Source organism: Erwinia tracheiphila (assembly GCF_021365465.1).
Lineage (GTDB): Bacteria > Pseudomonadota > Gammaproteobacteria > Enterobacterales > Enterobacteriaceae > Erwinia > Erwinia tracheiphila.
Window position 1 is genome coordinate 1,194,426 of the sequence record NZ_CP089932.1, and the last position, 18,695, is coordinate 1,213,120.

Genomic DNA, 18,695 nt, shown 5'->3' on the forward strand with positions numbered 1-18,695 from the left:
ACACCGCTGTTGTTATCCAGTCCGTACATAATCAGTCCTCATAAATAAAGATAAATTCAGTTTCAGCAGGGGTATAGCGTTCAAGCAGGCACTCAAGGTCAGCCGCATCGGCAACCCGTAAACGCTGCGTGCAGTTATCCAGCACCGTTGAGTAATGTGTGACCGTCGATGCCACATATACAAAGACGCGAAACCAGTTAGTTTCCGGATGAATGGGGTAAATGCAGCTCCGCAGGCAATGGTGCGGATAACGCTCAACCAGCCTTATGCTGTAACCACGGGAAGCAGCCAGCTGCTCGTAAAACGGGATACACAGGCTCCCGGCCATCGTCAGCCTGGTCTTCAGAGCGCTACGGCGGTTCTCAATCGGCGCGTCCCTGTCGATGCTGCAATCGGGTAGCCCGGCAAAATCTTCCCAGCTGTCCAGCAACAGAAATGCCCGGTCAGGATGCATCTCATTCAGCAATGCGTCGTTGATGCTGTCAACCCGGGCAAATTCTTCGCCAGTGGCCAGCATCAGTCGTGCCAGCTGGCTGTCCGGTTTTTTTGTCCAGGCTTTACCATTCGGCAGCAGTTTCAGACCTGACTGTTGATAGTCCTGCGCGGTCATCGCCATACGATATCACCCAGGACAAACAGCTCATTTTCGGCCGCATACTGGTCAGAAACAGGAGAAATAACGGTGTTATCCGTCTCCCCGGGGGCACTGGATATGGTGGCCCGCAGCTGGGACAACAGCATTGTGCCACCACGAGGAAGGGTGGCAAGCCAGGCTTTAAGGTTGTCACTGACTGCCGTTCTGACGTCCTGAGTATCAGGCACCAGCCGGATAACGGGGTTAAGGGGTAAGGGGTTCGGGCTTTCAACAATCAGTTCAGCCCCAACGGTCTTACCTTCAACCTGATTTGTTACCGGGTTGATATGTGCGGTCAGATACTCTTTGACGCGGGCAAGATCGTTTGGCGTCGGGAATATATCAACTTCCTCATCCAGTACAAACATCACTCCCACCGTGCCATAGCCCCGATAGCGTGGAATACACCAGGCACGGGTAACACCAGCGCATTCCAGCGCCCATCGGACATAATCGAACTGATTACCACCAGATGGCGGATACTGCACGCGAAACAGTAATCGTACGCACAGTGAATCAATACTTTCCAGTTCAGCACCGCCACTGATTGTGGTCTGGCTGACAACGGCACTGCTCTGGACAAAATCAACGGGTGAGATGAGTTCCACCGTTACATTTTCGGCGGTATTGCTGTTTTTACCCGTCTCAATGGCCACAACGTAAACAGCGACACGCCCGGCTCTGGCTCTGATTTCAGCAACTGACTCAAACATCGTGCCATCAGGCCGCTGCCAGCGGGTGCCCTCAGGGATTACGGTGTCACCGTTCACCGTTACCAACAGTTCCCCACTGGCACTGGCGGCAGGTTTACGCCATACCCCCCAGAATTCACAGTGTTCCAGCAGCTTATCTTCATCCGCCAGATGCGGAACTATCTGGCGCGATGTCCAGGCTAAATGGTCATGCAGCGCTGCGGCGTTACCGGCATTGGCAAATGCAACAGCTCCTGCAACGCTGAAGCGGGGGCGGGCGTACGTACCGGGTAACCGGCTTTCAATGTCTGCCTGGCCACGGGCCAGCAGTAGTGATAATGCAGGAGGGGTATAAGCCATTTAAATACCGTTTAAAGTGGTGTTAAACGCCAGCGGGACGGTGCTGCCGTCCGGGAGCGTCAGCATTACCGTAAGCAACAGAAATCCCGTGCGGGGAGCCGATGCCGTCACATCAACATGCCTGATATGACCGTCATCAACCAGCCAGGCCAGCGCCTCGCAGGCGTAGGTTCTGGCCCGTATCAGCACGGATGCCATCTGTTTTTCACGGGAAAGCAACCACAGTCGGCTTCCCATCTGACGGGACTGAAAGGCGTCTCCCCACCAACCGCGTTTATCTGTATCCGGCCCGGCGGGTAATTCATCAGAATCCAGCGCCCGCCGGTCAGTAAATAATGAAATAATGACGGCGGTACTCAGTGAATCATCCAGCAGAATATCCGCATTGCCCACGGCTATATCAGCGCCGTTGGTTTGCCAGATTAGTGCGATATCTGTCATGCCTTCGGCCCTCCGGAGCTGTAGCCATCATGTTCAGGGTGGATGTGGTTCGCGCCGCTAATCCCGCCAGACAGATGGTCACTGGCCTGACTGATGCCAACGATATCAACATCACCGGTAAAGCGGGTTTGGGGTGAGTCAAACAGGATTTCATCCTCCGCCACGACCTCAAGGCGCTTGCAGGCAATCTTAATAACTCCATCTTTGGTAAGCACGATACGGTGTCCCTCAAGGTGATAGACGGCGCTGTCACCAGGTTCAAGGTTGCCCAGTCGTGAGTTTTTGTCATCAACGGCGATGGCCACCAGATGCTGCCGGATACCGCCCACCGATAAAACGATGGCTTCACTGCCCACCGGGGGCACGCTGCTGTGGCCGTAGTTCTGGAAGCGCTCGACATCATCTGCTGTCTCATCGGCCAGCATGGTGACCTGTAGGTTCTGCGTCCTGAGACTGTCATTGGCCATATTGACCACACCACGGGAAATCAACAGGCGCAGACGACGTTGTAAACCGGCGGTGATTTTATTTATCTGTCTGATCATCGCCATACACCATCATAAAATTTCGCGTCTGGCTGCGCCGGTTCCTCGAAACCTTCACGGGGCATCAGTTCCAGTTCGGTGACCGTGCCTCCCTCCTGCGTCAAATTAAAGGTGACGGTTGTGATTAGTAAATCCCGTTCAGGAAATCCCGCCGCCCTGGCCCTGACGGTTACAAGCTGGTTGGGTGACCAGAGCTTACCCTGCGGATTAAACCAGTCCTGTACCGTTGCAATGGCGGTGGTGGCATGGGCCATTGAGCGCTTCTGCTCCCAGCTTCCCCGCGCATTACCTTTAGCTTTGGTGAAGTTGTCATCAGCAATAATAATGGTCGGGCGATAGCGGGTGATATCAGGGTCTGCCACATCAACATACACTGACGTTGCCTGGCTGGCCGTTTGGGTCTCTCCCCATAGCCCGCCGCCACTGCAACCACCTTTGACGCGAAACAGGCTGAAGCGCTCGGCCCATGACTGGTGGGTTTTAACCGATAACATTCGGGTGCCTGACGCATCTTTATCACTGCCGTCAGGCCCTAAAATCAGTGTGCCCGCACGGTTTTTACTGGCTGTCGTAAAGACAAGGTCGCCCTGTGCGTTGCTGGTGATCAGCACACCGCGATGGCGTGCTGCCCGTGACAGCATATCAAAGACGGTCTCCCCGGGTTCAATCTGCCAGACCCGGAATTTTGCGGCAGCAGCAGGCAGTTCAATCTGCCAGATGACCTCAACACCAAAGGGCTGACAGACGTCTCTGGCAATCGTGGCCAGCGTGACGTCACGCCACTGGCCCCGGACATGAATTGCCGTACAATCCACCAGATCACCGGTCTTATCGCGTCCGGTCAACGTAATGGTGCGGTTTTTGCTGTCGACATCGGTATCCATCGTATCCACATAGCCGGTAATCACACGCTGACCATTGATCTCCAGCTTACAGGCCATACCGGCTTCTGATACCAGTGGTGAATCACCGCCTGTAACCGTGACGCCCAGCGTGAACTGTCCGGCGATTTCCTCAAGGCTGCGAGTAACGCTCAGTTCTTTCCAGCCGCTGTAAATCCGGTTACCCAGATACAGTTCAATACGATGTGTCATTGATGATCTCCACGTCTGTGCTACCGGTGACAAAGGCCGGGTGACGGATACCGTTACGGCGGATAAAGCGGTCAAGATGGTGGACGTCACCGGTGTGACGGTACAGCGCGACTAACGCGGGTTCTGTTCCGGTGAGCTGTATCGTTCTGGCAGCAGGCAGGTTTTGCGCGACAGATTTCATGTACTGAATAAAGGTCAGTCGGAAAATTCGCACCTGAATGGATGTCTGAAACCAGCCCATATCGCCGGTATCTGTCAGTGCGTCCAGCAGGATGTCCCCCAGTTCAGTCATCGCGGCGTTGCAGTCTTCCAGCGTTTCTATAGCTGAGGTACAGGCCTGCGTCTTTGCAGGTGAAGTTAATGACAGACTGTCATTGCTGCCGGTTAATACCACTGAACGGGAAGATGACATGATGCTTTCTTTCGCGGCCGTCAGGGTTACTTTAGCCAGTTCAGCCGCTGTAAATGTGGTAACGGTGGTATTCATCACCGTCTGGATGCGGGCAACCGTCGGATCATTCGACGTGAACTGAGTCTGTATGCCGCCCCGTGTTTTCTGCAACGCCCGAACCGATACCGCAGAGGTGCCGGTTTGTACCACACCGCTGATAAGAGCGAACATTTCCGAAAAAAGCTGCCCGGGGGTATTGATAAGATTTTTGACAGAGCCTTTTAATGCCAGTGCTGCCGCCAGTAATGAGGCACCGCCAGAACTGGAGGTCAGTCCGCGGATCCCGTTGGTAATGGTATTAAGCGTTTTTTCCACTTCATTTATCGCCGCCGTAGCATCAGCCATTGTTTGGGTAACCGTGGCCCAGCCCGACTGAACATCGTTTAGCAGGCTGACGGCAAGACTGTCACTGTTGAGCAGGGTATCTTCAGCCTCAGTCGGTGCCGTGTCATCCTCTGCTGGCGAGAAGGTAATGGAAAAAATGGCGTTGCCCTGTGCCCCACAGGATTCACGTACCGTATAGGTTTCAATCCGGACGTTTAAAGTGCCCCAGTTCGGGTGAACAAGTTCCCCCACATCCCTGGCCTCAAGCGCGTTAATCAGCGCATCACGCTGGTCAAAGTAGTCATCCCCCACAACAACAGCGGTAAAAGCATACTGACGCAGGGCGCGGCCCATATCTTCGGTCAGCCCCTCATCACGCAGGGGGTATTCATGGCGCACAATCCGGCGTCCTCCGGTCAGCGTCGTGTCTTCAATCATCCGGAACGGCACACCCCGAAAAGAGCCTTTACCATCAGCCAGACGGCCACGCCATGAGGTATCGTTAAACAGTGCGTTAATATCCATTATATGCCCCCGCCCCATGTGTAACCGGTGTTAACCCGCAGCCCGATATTACGTGATTTGACCTCGGTGGCTTTTACCTTCAGGTCAGGGTTAGCTGAAGAAACTTCTATGGTAATTTTGCCATCCGGCGGCTGTATTGCCTTACGGAAATCACGGGCCTCAGTGGGTGCGGTGGCTTGTGCCTGCTCCCACTGTTCGCCCATCGTCCCCCCACGCAAATAAGGGGAAATTGCCGGGCCACGCTCACTCAGCCGTTTATCCCTGTCCTGTAACCAGTTATCAATAGGGGCAGGAAGCCAGGCATATTTCGGCTGGCGTCCATCAGGATATTGCTCCTTCCGCAACTGTTCGAGCCGCTGTTTTAACTCATCCTCTGTAGGCAAAAGCCCCATGATTTGGATGGTGCTATTCATGGCGGAAGCACGCGGCCCGACTTTATTAAAGGGGGTATCACTTCCAGGTCCCGCGCCATTACCGTTGCCGCCATCCTGCCAGTTGGTGACATAGACAGGAACGACCGAACCGTCGCCCCCCAGTTCACCCCTGCCTGCCCCCTTTTTACCGGGTCCCATAAGGAGGTCTTTACCCCATTTACCGGCTCGCCAGGTATAGCGGGCAGCAACGGCTGCACCGATGGCCCAGGTGGCCTTTTCCAGAATACCGGTGTATTTATCGAGTTCTTCAGCGGACAGGTCATTAATGGCGTCAGCCAGGTCTTGCACTGGCTTTGCCAGTTTAAGCTGGGCGAATTTATCACCGGCATTGGCCAGTGATGTTAATGCGCTATTTAACGTCTGGATATTCCTGGTGGCTTTCTCGTCGGTAAAGCCATCTTTAACATTAGCCGGATTGATTAAGCTTTTAAGTTGTTGCTGCTTATCTTTACTGGTAAATCCCATCATCATTTGCAGGGCATTGCCGTTAAATATATCCCTGAAATTATGTTCTTTCTGTTTTGCTGCTTTACCTATTTCCAGAGCCAGTTCCGGTGCTGACTTATAAATCCCTCTTTTTCTGTCCTTATAAACCTCGACGTGATTACGCCTCAGTATTTTTTGATTGTCTTTATTTTTAACTGATTCAAAAAAATCGTTTACCGCGCTGGCAGCCTGAGATGGATCGGTAAACTGTTCATTGGCCAGCCTCTGCATACCCACAATCTGCGCGATATCCTCAGGCGTTTTCCATGAGGTGCTTTTGATCATGCCGGGCACCGATTTAACCTGTTCAGATAAATTGCCGGTGCCGGTCAGCGAGACGGATGATAACCCATCTAACGCCCGCGTCATTGCCCTGGCATCCCTGGTGCCACTCAGCCAGAATGCGCTGACCAGATCACCGGCATCCTCAGCACTTAATCCGATGCCTTTCATGGCCAGAGCGATGTTATCCATCTGCGTGACAGCGCCATCAAGATCGTTCGTCCGCTCCAGAAATTTCCCGGTGGCATTAATCAGGTCGGTATAGTTTGTCTTGCGGTTACCCGCGTTCTGCCACACCGCCTGATTAAATGCATTAACCTGGTCAGCCGTCAGGTTATAGCGCGTGCCAAGTTCGGTAAGCAACTGGCTCTGCTCACCAACCCGTTTACCCGCCATCACCAGACCACCGCCTGTGGCAAATCCGACCAGCCTGTTATCAAACTTGTCCAGAATGCCGTTAGCGCCGCTGACTGAACGGGAAAGCAACCGCATTGACAGACTGCCGTCCCTGCCTAACTGGCGGATGCTGCTGCCAAAGTTACGGGCACGCTGAGAAACGTTACCCACCAGATCAATAATGAATTTCGCGCGATTCTCAGTGGCCATTTATTTCTTCTTCGTCCAGTGCTGATAAAGAATAAGTTTTGACAGAGGCAGCCCCAGCGCCCAGACCGGGCCACCTTTCAAAATAATACCGATATGGAGTGCAGTGCGTTCGATGTCCCTGACGCACCGCAAACTATCGCCCCTCGTCAGTCACCCGATTTACCGTGGTGATGGCAGCATCGCTTTGCAGGTTAGTTGCCTTCAGCAACAGTTCAAGATCGTCCTGATGCAGGGTTTTCAGCAGCGCCATCGACAGTGGCCCCTGAATGACACCAATACGTGCAATGCTGCGACGAACCATTTCATAACCCATCATGGCCGGGCTGGAGAGCAGCGCCGGACCCTTCGGGGTCATTACCATTTTTTCGCTGGCCTGTTCTGCTTCAATCAGGTCACCGGCATTCAGCTCCCTTAACTCGACGTCAAACTGCCTGACCATATCATCGCCCTGGCCATAGCACAGACCGTGTATCAGCTGGATTTGCATGACTTAAATTTCCCTGCATTCAATGGCATCAAAAGCCGCTGCGATATCACCCGAATCCGTTAATGTGGATTCGCCTGTACTCCAGGCATTGGCCATCAGAAACCGTTCGCCGGTATCGCTTTCAAACTCGACAGTTACATCGGTGAGATTATTGATATAAAAAAGAGAGATCCCCGGCCCCTGTGGAATGGTGCAACTGAGTTTGGCCTCCCTCGGCTTTCCCTGCCAGCCGTAGACGCGGGCACCCACCACAGGCTGGCGACTGATGCCACCCGGTGTCAGGGTGGCCCCCTCTTTGGTCGGGTATTCCTTACCGTTCAGGCGGACGTAGGCCACCCCGGTATACTGATATGGACTGGTCATCTGTTGTCCTTACAAAATAAACTGAATAGCGTGCGCGTATATTCTGAACTGATTCACCAGGTCAGGGTTGTCACGCACGTTAAGTCGGTTACGGTCATTTTCGTCACGCTCAACGATCAGCGTGGCTTTGTAGTCATCAAATCCTTCAACCAGCCCTGCCCACTCATGTTCGGTAAACAGGGCAAGCAGCTCCGTTTTAACCACTGCCGGGGTCACGATGGCTTGTCCGGGGCTGACCCGGATACCGTCGCTGGCCAGCTTATGGCGGGGGAACTTTTGTGTGATGCGGGTGCGGGTGGAATAGCGCAGATATGACAGGGTGGCGATGGTTTCCACATCAAGATAACTCGGGTCAGTATCGCCAAAGCTGTTTTCACGGTACATGGTGATAAGCCGTTCAATCTGCACCACATTGCCCGCCGCCACGCTGTAGGTTGAAATGCCGTCATAGAGCAGCACATTACGTTCATTCAACGCCCAGCGTTCACCTATGGTGGGTGGCAACAATCCGGGCAGTTGCAGGGTTTGCAAAGGTCGTGCCGGGTCAGTGCTCAGGGAAGCGACGGCTGCACCGGCTACGGTTGCGGCCCAGATATACGGGGGCTGTGGCACCAGACCGGTGCCGGTGGGTCGAAAACAGGTAATCATTGCGCCGGATACCAAAGGTACTGGTGGCGGCATGGGTGCCCCTGAATCCCATAAAGCACTGACCATCAATCTGGCGCAGTGGCCCCCAGCGGTTCACCAGCTCCAGTTTGAGCAGGTCAAGGTTGGCTGTATCGGTGAACGGGTTCACCAGGTAATTCCACCATGTATCGCCAAAAGCGGCGATGGCATCAGACAGGTCAGGATTACCCACACCGCCGGTCATGACGCTACAGGTACATCCGACCCCGGCTGGCAGCATATCGCCGTCGTAATAGTTCACCCGGATATCAATATCATTGCCGGTTACGCCGCTCCACCTGGCGGTCAGCGTCACTTTGTCCTCTGCTGAAGTGGCCGTTACCGGCAGTGTTTTGAGAGCATTGACGGCGGCGGCAATTTTCCGGGCCATAGCGGTGGCAGTGTCCCCGGCCAGTGCAGTCACCCGCACAGAGGTTCCGGCTATCATCAATGCAATCTGACCTGATGTTTTGCAGGGGCCTGACAGCGTAACGGTTCCGGTTGCCCTGATGCCGTTCTCATCGTCATCAACGGCAACAGCCCACAGATCGCTGTAGGTATTGGCCTTAATAAAAGCACCGGCCATCGTGGATAACATTGACCCCCGACCAAATGCCGATTCGGCAGCACTGGCTGAGGTGATACGAAACGGCTGACCTGCCGGGACGCTGCCGGTATTGAGGCGCAGACCCAGCAGCAGCGTTTTGTGCAGCGTCTGAGGAGTACCTTTTACTGCCGCACTGTTATCAAACTCAATATAACAGAGGGGGACACGAATATTGTCCGGGATATCCTGGAATGAAATCGCCATTATTTATCGGCTCCTTTCTTTGATGTGCCAGCCGTAACTGCAACCACGTCGCCATCCTTCAGCCTGCGCAACCAGAAGCCGGTACACGGTTTCTTTTCGCCATTGACAGCCAGTGGTTCGTAAGTATCAGGGTCCCGAACTGTCAGCCCGGGGACCGGTTTGATATATAACTCAGTCATGTGGTTTATCCTGGACAGGGAGAGAAATCAGCGCCTCCTGCTCCGGTGTACCGACAGGTACAGCCCATTTCTGGTAGTGGGTGGTGTAGTCACCGATATCATCGTCATTGAGGTCAGGCGCATCCGGCAATTGCTGTGGTGCTTCAAAATACAGGCCGTAGACCGCCACGCCGCCCGCACTCTGGATATCACTCCACAGATTGCCCGCCTGAGTCAGCATAAAGCGACCTGCCGGGGCAAGGCGTCTCCCGTGTAGCCAGGCGGTCAGGCGCTCAACGATTTGATAAATACCGGGCGAATCACTGGTACGGCCATTCAGTACCTGAGCACTGATAAATATTCCCCAGGTACTGACCATCGTCTGCCGTACCGTGCCAGGACGCCCACCCAGCCAGGCGACATAAACGGCTGGGGCGGTGTTGATAATGGTTTTCACCGCGCTGTCACTCCACTGGCCCGGGTGCGTATCTACTCTGCGCAGGGGTACTGGCAAACAGATGTCTGATCCCTGCAAGCAGCGCGTCAGAGATTTCAGTCGTAACAGAAGATGGGATCGTCATATCAGATAAACCCCCTGGATTTGCTGCGACTGAAGACACTGCCCGCACTGCTCATCATGGCGACATCACCACCGTCAGGCCGTTCTGCCTCCTTACTGAGGCCAAGGCTGATATCACCGGTGGCGACTTTTTCCAGCAGTCGCAACACATCTTCATTGTCTTTGGTTGCTTTTTCCGTGGCCGCACCGTCTTCGAGGGCAACGCGGGCCAGCACACACGCCACCCTGATCAGCACCTGTGGAACGGTTCTTAACGGCAGGGTTGCCCGGCTGTCGATATAGCCATCAATGGTGGCCGATGCATCATCCAGAGCGATCTGTAGTAACTGTTTCCGTGCGGTAGTAAGTTCCGCAGCATCCAGCTGGTGCCAGTCAGCAATTTTGGCATCCACCAGAGTATGCAGAGCATCCGTGCTGTAACGGCTGTACAGGTCGGTCAGGGTGGCGTAACTCATGGTTGTGAACCTCCGTCCAGTGCCTGAGTGATTTCTTCTGCCGTCAGATCGTCACCCACAATTGATCGCCAGTGTTCCAGACGGGGACTGCCGCTTTTGGTCCAGAAAATCAGCGGATCTGACTCCAGCTCTGAGCACATTACCGCCCCCAGCAGCAGCTCGGCACGGGTGGGTTTGACTGACTGTGGATCACCGGGTTTCAGAGCGTTGTCGTCTACCGCGTCAGATAACGGGGTATTACCCAGCCCCCGCGACGGCAAATCATCCGTAGCTGCCGAAATAATCGTGACAGACAGACGCGGGTCATCGGCCAGGGTCTGCCATTGCTGCGCAGTGACCGGCGGTAAAATATTGTCACCCCGGGCGAAAACAAAACCCGCCCGGCGATACCCGTCATGTGCCGTATTGACCACGCTAATGCCGACCATATCGACATATTCCATATTTGCATTCTGATTTGGCATGACATTCACTTTCCTTTGGCTGAGGTTTAAACAGGATTCACACCCTGTTTAAAGGGAGATAAAAAAACGTCCCGGGCTTACAGGTAGTCGCCCACGATCAGTTCCAGACGGCCTTTCATTTCATTGCTGACCGTGCCACCGTCGCTGTCGATAGTGAGTTCACGCTCAAGCAATTGTGTTGCCTGTTTTCCATTGACGGCGGAACAACCAGATGTGTCGGACGAATGGCCAGCGGGCGGCCACCATCAGCACGCACTGAGCGCAATTGACTGAATGACCTGCCATACGTTGTCGCATTGAGGGGAGCTTTAGCAGCATAAGCCAGTTGCCAGAAGGAATAACCCGCTTCGCAACGGGCATCGACCCCATAGCGGATAAGCTTGCGCATAAAGTTATCTTCATCATCAACCTTGTCCATCGCCACCAGTTCCGGCGACTTGCGGTTCTGAAAGATGACCGGTTTAATGGCGCGGGAACAGTCCAGGACAAACCAGGGCTGACCTTTATAGCCTTCTGCCGCCAGAATATTACTGACGCTGGCCGCCGTGCCGGTGCCATCCACGGCGGGATAAACAGGATGATCGGTATCAAAGAAGTTCTGGCGGTCATAACACAGGGTGTCAAAGCCCTGCGACAGTGCGCCGAACGTCAGTTCGTCAGGCTGGACACCAGCGGCGCGGCCCATTTCGGTAAACAGCGGAGAGTAAATGCCCACGTTGTCATCGTCGATATCATCACGATTAACGCCTACGGTACTTTCGAACGGACGGTTAACCAGCTGGTAGCCGTGTGCCTGCATATCTTTAATGACGCGATCGCCAATCCATTCACGCATTCCGGGAACTGTCCCCAGCCAGCCGTAGGTGTTGGATTTTGTTGGTGCTTGGCACAATGGTGGCAATTTTCTCATACTGACTGTCGGCCTGCTCAAGACCGTTCTGAAAATCACCATTCCAGCCGGTAAACAGCGCCTTGATAAGTGCGGGGGTAACGATAGCCATTATTTGGGCGGCTCCTTTTTTACGTTTCAGATATTCCGCCTCAGTCAGTCCCTGAAGACGGGCAGCGTCTTTTTCAGCCACAGAGAGAACGGCCAGGCGGGTGGGCCTGTTGAGACCACGGGTCTGACGGGCGGTCAGTGCCACGACGGGCTTCCGGCCCTGAATAGCGGCGTTCAGCTCGGCCACGCCGTGCTGTTTACCCAGCGCACGCAGATAAGGCACTTCCGCTGCCGTCACGCGCCCGGAACGACGCGCATTCTGGATAACCGATTCCACATTACTCCCCTGACTACGGGCAGACAGCACTGCCGCACGACGCGCCAGCAGTTGATACGCTTTAGCCGGGACAAACCGGGTCAGATCCACACCGTTCAGTGCCGCGTCTTCGAGGATTTGTTCAGCTTCAACAATATCCGCCGCCGCTCCGTCAACCACGTCCATCACCTCAGTGAGGGCATCATCCGGACTGGTGGCATCTTCAATAGCACTCTGTGCATCTACTGCCACATCAGCCGCCGATAACAGAGTATCCAGCGCACTGAGTGCCTGCTGCCACAGTTCACCCAGGTCCTCTTCGGTGAGAGAGTCCGGGTTTTCGGGTAGTTCTATGCCAAGCCGTTCTAACAGCTGGCGAATGTAGTCATTCATTACCGTTACCTTTTGGGGAGAAACATCGGTTAATTGCGCCGCAAGTGCGACAAGGGATGACATACCGGTCAGGCCCGGGTCATTGGTGAGGGCACCCATTCGCAGAAAGAGTGGGTGGCCCTGTTCGTCATAGGGGAAAACGGCAGAAAGATAGCCCCACTCACGGGCATCAACGGCCGCCTGTGCGGCAGGGGTCAGCTCAGGACGCACGTACAACCCGTCACCCTCACGCCACTGCATGTTTTCCCGCGGATTGCGTAACCAGGCGGCAGCTACAGCCTCGCGGGCCGCTTTGGCATCGGTATCCTGTTTCAGGGTGACGTGGTTGTAATCAAACAGTACCGGCTGATTGACAGCGGCAGTGGCTTCAATAAACGCCCGGGCGATATCTGCATCCATAAACCAGGTGCCGCTGGCAACATCCTCCGGGCGACCATCCCGGGCGCTGAAATGGCCGGCGGGTAGTAACTGATACCAGCCGTCATTCGGGTCCGCTAAGGTCGAATTGAGGATGGCTAAACGTGGGTGGGCGGGCTTTTTCGTTTTCATACCGTCATTGTCGGCGGTACGGTACTGAAGGTGGGTTTGTGATGGGTCACACCATCACGGGGAGTTGTTGCGGAGGCGGGGGCACTATACCCCCTTTAAACCCCGTTTAAAAACGCCGTGGCGCGTTTAACAATTTTTTACTGTGAATCTGTTCCGGTTACGCCTTTGACGCCCTGGCGTGCTGTTCATTGATGATGGTGAGGATATCCTTAACCCCTTGCGGAGAAAGCCCCATGTACTCACGCGCCGGAACGGCCGCCGGGGCGGGTGGCATATTTGGTAAGCCGCCCCACTGGTGAATGGGTCCATACACTTTACTGGTGCCAATGGCGGCACTGACTGCATCATAATCGACAGACAGTGACATCGCCAGCCCACCCTGACTGCGCTGGAGCATACCGCCGGTTTTACCCTTCTTCGCCAGCCGGGCTTTGTAACCCTCTGTTAACGGTGCCCACTTTTTACCGGTTGTCGGGTCAGTCTCCGTGGCAAAGGCGTCTTCGCTCTCGCTGGCCAGTACTGCCGCAATCGCGCGGGTAATTGGGGTGGTATCTCGCCCCAGCTTTTCCAGCCGTTTAAACGCCCTGACGATACCGCGGTCATCAAACTTGTGGTCAATCTGCATTTACAGTGCTCCCTGTAACAGTTCGTATTGCCCGATGTCCATGCCTTTCTTCAGCGCCGACAGAGGAACACGTTGTGGCATCACCGCCACGTCCAGCGTATCCGCTCGGGCCATTTGCCACGGCGCACTGACCACGGTTTTCAGCGTGCTGTCCTCGTTATTGCTGATATAAAGCAGGCGCTGACTTTGCGAGTCCCACAGTACCGCCGATGGCCTGGCGACCACATGTGGTAAAGCCTGAGACTCCGCCAGCGTCAGGGCCAGTCCTTTCGATTTGCGCTTCAGGCTGTCGGCCTTCACCAGTTCTTTTTCACTGATGGTCAGCAGCAGTGCCGCCGGTTTGCCGGTACGGGCTTCAATCGCTGCGGCAATATCCTCTGCAATAAAGCCCACTGGTTGCACGCTGTTGCCAGGGCTGCGGGTGGTCAGCACATTGCCCACCCACTGCGAAAACGCATTCTGTCGGGCCGGGGCATTATTCAGAGACTGGATCACCTGCTGACGCAGTTCCCGGTTTTGCAGCCCTGTCAGCTTACGCGTCATAGCCACATCACTGCCCACCGCCAGTTGTCCGGCGTTGTGCGCCCAGCCCGCACCGGTGGTCATCCGCTGCTGACCCCGACTGAAGGTGGTAACGTCAGCGTCGTACACTTCACCGGTTCGCTTATCAACGCCGGTTTCCACCGTCCGGGTGGTAATGGCCCCGGTACCGGATTCAACCGTCAGCCCCATACGTTTGACCTGTGCGGCGGTCAGTGTCCGGACGCGACAACGGCATCCCCAGTCGTTTGGCGGATAAAAAGTATCCCAGATGGGATCGTCAAAGCGGAACACCCGGCCATGCATGGCCGCATGACTTTTACGGGTATTGCCATCCAGGATGGCGAGATATTGCCAGTACGGGAAGCTTTTGCACTGGCAAGCTGCTGCTGATAACGTCCCGCCTGGTAGGATGTGGCCAGATTGGTGCGGTAAATAGTGGACAGACGTGCCGGGCTGCCCAGCTGTGCCTCTTCGATTTCCCCATTGCTGTCAGCGATCATCTGTTTTCCCCACCAACCCTGTGCCTGAAGGCGTGGAGTAAGGGTTTTGATAAAGTCGCGTTCTGTGGTGCCTTCACTCAACGCCCGATCAACCTCGCTGTTGATGGACGTCAGGACATCCATGCGCACCGCTTTAGCCACGGTAAACGCCCGTGCATGGGTCACCGCACTGGCTTCCTGCCAGTTCCACGTAATGTCATAGCCTTTCGAGCGGAAATAGTCGACGGCAAGTTTTGGCTCAAGCGTTGCTGCATAGCCCAGGTCAACCGGCTGTGGCATTCAGTCGCCCCCACGTCTCGGCAACAAACATAGCCCGGTGCAGCATATCCGCAATTTGTGCGTCATCCATATCCAGATACAGCTCTGCTGCTTTGTTTCTGGCCGCTGCGTAACCACCCGTTTTCAGCGCCTCAATAACCGGTGTTAACAACGGGTCGATGGCTGCCTGCCACTGCTCGCCGCTCACGGCATCCGGCATAGCATCCGTCGGCTGGGGTATGGCTGACAGCAGTGCGTAACCGGGGCGAACGTCACGGGCACTGAGCAATGCCTGAGAGAAATCAGGGGATGGTGCTACGGCCTTGAGACAATCCTCATCCTTCGCGGCAATCGGGATTTGCAGCTTGTCGTGCGCCCACTGCAACGGGATTTTCATCCCCATACTCACCAGGGCTGGCAGAGCTGTCGCATAGGCACTGACGTCTTCCGGTTCGGAGAGATCAAACTCAAAACGGGGATGGCGGCGCTGATTGTTATACGACTGACAGTTCAGCACATACAGCGGAAAGACCAGGTCACGGGTCAGCGTGGCCGCGACCTGGGTCGCATCGCTGGATCGCACCTCAAACCGCACCTCATTATGCACGTTGCCCAGGGCGTTGGTGCTGCTGGCTCCGTCAGCCTGGCTGGTTAGCGTGCCACCCAGAATGGCTTTTGACATACTGAGTTCTGCCCATGACATCATCGACAGAAAAGGGTCAGCCGTGCCGTCAGCGGCGTTTTTAAAGTCAATCATCATTGAGCGGGGAATAATCCCCCCGGCATTGTGGCCAATGGACATTACCGCCTGCAACAGAGTCTGTTTCTCTTTATCGGTGGCCCCGGCAGGATATTGCCCCACCCGGATAGGCAGGCCGTAAATTTCCAGAAACTCAGCCAGGTCACGGACCGAATAATTTTTAAAGATAAACGGCCAGACCAGCGTGCGGATCAACCCGGTGCGGGCCAGATAGCCGGACTTTGATTTGGCATAATGTTGTATCCAGCCAAAAGGTTGCAGATCGGCTCCGTGGTAGCTGCCATCCCGGAGGCGAAGAAGATTCCGATCATCGGGGTGAGTCTGGAACCACGCCGGATCGCGCCACTCGACTTCACGCGGTATCAGCAGTCCTTCAACGTTCTCCCATTCAATTTCCTGACATGAGAAGCCTTTCAGGATGGCATCGGTGGCATCAAAGATGCAATCGGGTAACCATGAGGCATCCAGCAGGATCTCCGTCAGCAGTTCGGCGTCTTTGATTTCTTCGCGACTGGCGTTCGGCGGTGGTTTAATGGTCCATTTGAGTGACTGTATAGCCCGGCGGCGTTTCCCAAGCTCTGACTGAAGGTGAGAGTCTTTCTCTTCCATGTCTTCGGCCAGATCGCACTGGTCAGGTAACAGCCCCCGTTCAGCATCCACCAGGATCTCAGCGGCACGGGCAGGCGTCAGCCCGCTGACGGGGTGGTCACTGTAGTGGCGGCGCAGCTGACCCAGACGTGAATCACCCGACCCGGTTTGCGACTCATTTTGAAACCAGAAACGACGCCCAAAGGCGTCAACCAGTCTAGTGAGCATTTTCACCAGCATCCCCTCTCAAAAGCAGGTAAATTATCATCCTCGCTGGCAATCGTGTGTTTGCCTGGCAAAGGGGTAAATTCAATAATCTGACCATCCATATAGCTGGCCCTGACGGCCATCATGTAAGACACACAACTGTCGCCATGTCGCTTGTTTCCGTCCGCGCTGGTACTGCGATTTTTGTCAATTTTAGGCACACCGCGTATCACCTGAAGGTGACGCTGGTCGGTGATGATGTCCTCATCCTTTGGAATTTCGATATAGCCGGACTCAAACAGGGCTTTGTATTTGGGTGCCCATTCCCGATACCAGTTCTCACTTAACTGGACAGCCGCTACCATGTCTTCGCCCCAGTGAAGCAAAACGGCTTCAGCCAGATAGCCACCGTTCCCCCCGGCATCCAGCGCTACCCCGACCAGTCGGGGCGTACCGTGCAGAATAAAGAAGATGATCTCCCGCTGCTGGTTGTAGGGAACGCTGCGCAACTCCACGGTCAGGCGCAAACGGCGGCGGGTGTCCTGCTCGATGCTGGATATGCTGAAAATGGACAGATCGGCGATACGCGCAAAGTCGCCTCCGACGCTGTGACGGGTATCGGGGTCAAGCAGCATCAGCAGTGGGGCTAACGCCTCCTCGTACCAGGTGGCTACCGTCCGGTGCCGTTCCTCTTCGGTCCATTCCATATGGCCATCCGGCATGGTAAAGCGCAGAACCGGATGTTCTTCGCGGGTGGCACGGTCAATCAGCACGCGGGGAATATAGGCACCGGAACCCTGTTTCGGTACACAATAATATTCCTCAAGAGCATCTTCTTCGGTGGCGGTATCTTTGAGCAGATTGGCTTTCCACTCATCCTCTTTCGCCTGTGACCAGACCTGTTTTGATACCTGGCAGATACGGCGGTACAGCCCGTCATTACAGGCATCATCCAGCGTGATCGTATGAACAGAATAGCGTTTTCTCCCGGCGCGGGAGTCCTGGATCAACTCGTTGAACAGGTTTTCATTGCCATTGTGGGTGGAAATAATACGAACCTTAGCCCCCCACATGGTCAGCGCCAGCGCGGATTTAAGCACCTCCGCAAGCCGATCATGGTGACCGGCCTCATCAATGGTGACGTTACCCTGCATACCGCGCAGGTTCCTGGGGTTACTGGACAGCGCCTGCACTTTATAGCCACTGGCGAAGTAGATGATAAAGGTGAGGATGTCTTTGTCTTCGTCCTCAAAGACTTCCTCACCCACTTCACCCGCCGCCAGTCCGTAGGCTCTGGCCCACATGGCGGCAGCATCAATAAACTCCCGCGCCATCTCTTTATTAGAGCCGATATAAAAATGGTTCGTCCCGCCCGCTTCACGGGACTTCGCGGCGGTTAACGAGGCGTCAGCGGCTTCCGCCCATGTCAACCCGGTACGGCGCGACTTCTCGGCAATTTTTAACGGAGAATCGTCGGCTATCCACCTTTTCTGATAGGCCAGCAGAACATCGTTATTGTCGGCCCCACCCCCCTGGACGGCATCGATAATAAACTCTGCGGCGGGGGAGATTTCGGCAGTCAGCATCAGACGATCCCCAGAATCTGGCGACGAATATCAGCAGCGGCATCGGCGGTCAGCCCCGCCTGTTTAACGATTTTCTCGGCTTTATCCGCCGCTTCAGCCGCGAACGCGGCGCGGATCTCTTTCTCACGCTTAGGGCTGGTCATCGCAGCCTGCTCAACCCGCTGGATGGCAAGGGCAAGCTGGCTGATGGCTTTAGGTTCAACGGGTTCCCCGTTTTCACTCATGGCCATACCGGTTTCAAACGCCAGCGTTCTGACCACTTCCTGCAACAGCTTACCAACATCGGAGGTCGGCGCATCGCCCAGTTTTGCACACCACACTTCCGCCACTTCACGCGACTGGCGGATTTTAGAGCCAATTTCTTCCATCCGGCTGGCATAGCGATTTAATCCGGTACGGCTGAGTTTCATGTCATCGCCCAGGCCATGACCGTCAATCAGCTCATTTACCGCCGCCCGGATATCTTCCTGGGTATGTCGTTTATCCCGCAGTAACCCGTGCAGTTGATCGCGAATAACGGACGGCAGGAGATCGATTTTAGACGGGCGGCCACGGGTGCGCTTATCCTGCAT

20 protein-coding genes and 3 pseudogenes are annotated in these 18,695 nt (G+C 55.1%); all 23 read right to left on the reverse strand.

Going from position 1 to position 18,695, the window contains the following annotated elements; translation table 11 throughout:
- Positions 1-31 precede the first annotated feature (31 nt).
- The 23 genes and pseudogenes from LU633_RS06160 to LU633_RS06265 all read right to left on the reverse strand — a co-directional run bounded on the left by LU633_RS06160 (position 32) and on the right by LU633_RS06265 (position 18,695).
- Positions 32-616: a YmfQ family protein gene (locus LU633_RS06160; RefSeq protein WP_016191784.1), complete on the reverse strand. Its 585-nt coding sequence runs from the start codon at positions 614-616 to the stop codon at positions 32-34.
- On the reverse strand, positions 607-1,686 hold the full coding sequence (locus LU633_RS06165) for a baseplate J/gp47 family protein (protein WP_016191783.1): 1,080 nt from the start codon (positions 1,684-1,686) through the stop codon (positions 607-609). The genes LU633_RS06160 and LU633_RS06165 overlap by 10 nt, the downstream gene beginning before the upstream one ends.
- Positions 1,687-2,127: a phage GP46 family protein gene (locus tag LU633_RS06170; RefSeq protein WP_016191782.1), complete on the reverse strand. Its 441-nt coding sequence runs from the start codon at positions 2,125-2,127 to the stop codon at positions 1,687-1,689.
- The gene (locus LU633_RS06175; protein ID WP_016191781.1) at positions 2,124-2,672 is read right to left on the reverse strand and encodes a phage baseplate assembly protein V; all 549 of its coding nucleotides are present in this window, start codon (positions 2,670-2,672) and stop codon (positions 2,124-2,126) included. The genes LU633_RS06170 and LU633_RS06175 overlap by 4 nt, the downstream gene beginning before the upstream one ends.
- Entirely contained in the window at positions 2,669-3,766 is a 1,098-nt protein-coding gene (locus tag LU633_RS06180) for a phage baseplate assembly protein (protein ID WP_016191780.1), read from the reverse strand. Before LU633_RS06180 ends, LU633_RS06175 begins: the two co-directional genes overlap by 4 nt.
- Positions 3,750-5,066, reverse strand: coding sequence for a DNA circularization protein (locus tag LU633_RS06185; protein ID WP_016191779.1), 1,317 nt, complete (start codon positions 5,064-5,066; stop codon positions 3,750-3,752). Before LU633_RS06185 ends, LU633_RS06180 begins: the two co-directional genes overlap by 17 nt.
- Positions 5,066-6,874, reverse strand: coding sequence for a hypothetical protein (locus LU633_RS06190; protein WP_016191778.1), 1,809 nt, complete (start codon positions 6,872-6,874; stop codon positions 5,066-5,068). Before LU633_RS06190 ends, LU633_RS06185 begins: the two co-directional genes overlap by 1 nt.
- On the reverse strand, positions 6,875-7,006 hold the full coding sequence (locus LU633_RS25735; protein WP_016191777.1) for a hypothetical protein: 132 nt from the start codon (positions 7,004-7,006) through the stop codon (positions 6,875-6,877).
- A 1-nt stretch (position 7,007) separates the two neighbouring features.
- Complete coding sequence (locus tag LU633_RS06195; RefSeq protein ID WP_016191776.1) at positions 7,008-7,361, reverse strand: phage tail assembly protein; 354 nt, start codon at positions 7,359-7,361, stop codon at positions 7,008-7,010.
- A 3-nt stretch (positions 7,362-7,364) separates the two neighbouring features.
- Positions 7,365-7,724, reverse strand: a complete 360-nt coding sequence (locus LU633_RS06200; RefSeq protein WP_016191775.1) for a phage tail tube protein — start codon at positions 7,722-7,724, stop codon at positions 7,365-7,367.
- Between the two features lie 9 nt (positions 7,725-7,733).
- Positions 7,734-8,336, reverse strand: a complete 603-nt coding sequence (locus LU633_RS25740) for a phage tail sheath C-terminal domain-containing protein (protein WP_267921503.1) — start codon at positions 8,334-8,336, stop codon at positions 7,734-7,736.
- Entirely contained in the window at positions 8,269-9,201 is a 933-nt protein-coding gene (locus tag LU633_RS25745; RefSeq protein ID WP_267921504.1) for a phage tail sheath subtilisin-like domain-containing protein, read from the reverse strand. Before LU633_RS25745 ends, LU633_RS25740 begins: the two co-directional genes overlap by 68 nt.
- The gene (locus tag LU633_RS06215; protein WP_016191773.1) at positions 9,201-9,380 is read right to left on the reverse strand and encodes a DUF2635 domain-containing protein; all 180 of its coding nucleotides are present in this window, start codon (positions 9,378-9,380) and stop codon (positions 9,201-9,203) included. Before LU633_RS06215 ends, LU633_RS25745 begins: the two co-directional genes overlap by 1 nt.
- Positions 9,373-9,873: a phage protein Gp37 gene (locus LU633_RS06220; RefSeq protein ID WP_233485085.1), complete on the reverse strand. Its 501-nt coding sequence runs from the start codon at positions 9,871-9,873 to the stop codon at positions 9,373-9,375. The genes LU633_RS06215 and LU633_RS06220 overlap by 8 nt, the downstream gene beginning before the upstream one ends.
- 68 nt (positions 9,874-9,941) lie before the next feature.
- A complete protein-coding gene (locus LU633_RS06225) occupies positions 9,942-10,394 on the reverse strand; it encodes a gp436 family protein (protein ID WP_016191771.1) in 453 nt (150 codons plus the stop codon).
- The gene (locus tag LU633_RS06230) at positions 10,391-10,858 is read right to left on the reverse strand and encodes an HI1506-related protein (protein WP_016191770.1); all 468 of its coding nucleotides are present in this window, start codon (positions 10,856-10,858) and stop codon (positions 10,391-10,393) included. Before LU633_RS06230 ends, LU633_RS06225 begins: the two co-directional genes overlap by 4 nt.
- Positions 10,859-10,935: 77 nt before the next feature.
- Positions 10,936-11,859: pseudogene (locus LU633_RS06235) on the reverse strand (Mu-like prophage major head subunit gpT family protein).
- Positions 11,860-11,943: 84 nt separating this feature from the next.
- Positions 11,944-13,056, reverse strand: a pseudogene (locus LU633_RS06240) (phage protease); the annotation flags it as partial.
- A 157-nt stretch (positions 13,057-13,213) separates the two neighbouring features.
- Positions 13,214-13,681, reverse strand: coding sequence for a phage virion morphogenesis protein (locus tag LU633_RS06245; RefSeq protein WP_016191766.1), 468 nt, complete (start codon positions 13,679-13,681; stop codon positions 13,214-13,216).
- Positions 13,682-15,003, reverse strand: a pseudogene (locus tag LU633_RS06250) (phage head morphogenesis protein).
- Positions 14,987-16,570, reverse strand: coding sequence for a DUF935 domain-containing protein (locus LU633_RS06255; protein WP_016191763.1), 1,584 nt, complete (start codon positions 16,568-16,570; stop codon positions 14,987-14,989). The pseudogene LU633_RS06250 and the gene LU633_RS06255 overlap by 17 nt, the downstream one beginning before the upstream one ends.
- On the reverse strand, positions 16,561-18,123 hold the full coding sequence (locus LU633_RS06260; protein WP_016191762.1) for a terminase large subunit domain-containing protein: 1,563 nt from the start codon (positions 18,121-18,123) through the stop codon (positions 16,561-16,563). Before LU633_RS06260 ends, LU633_RS06255 begins: the two co-directional genes overlap by 10 nt.
- Positions 18,123-18,695 carry a DUF3486 family protein gene (locus LU633_RS06265; RefSeq protein ID WP_016191761.1) on the reverse strand — a complete coding sequence of 191 codons (573 nt, stop codon included), beginning with the start codon at positions 18,693-18,695 and terminating at the stop codon, positions 18,123-18,125. Before LU633_RS06265 ends, LU633_RS06260 begins: the two co-directional genes overlap by 1 nt.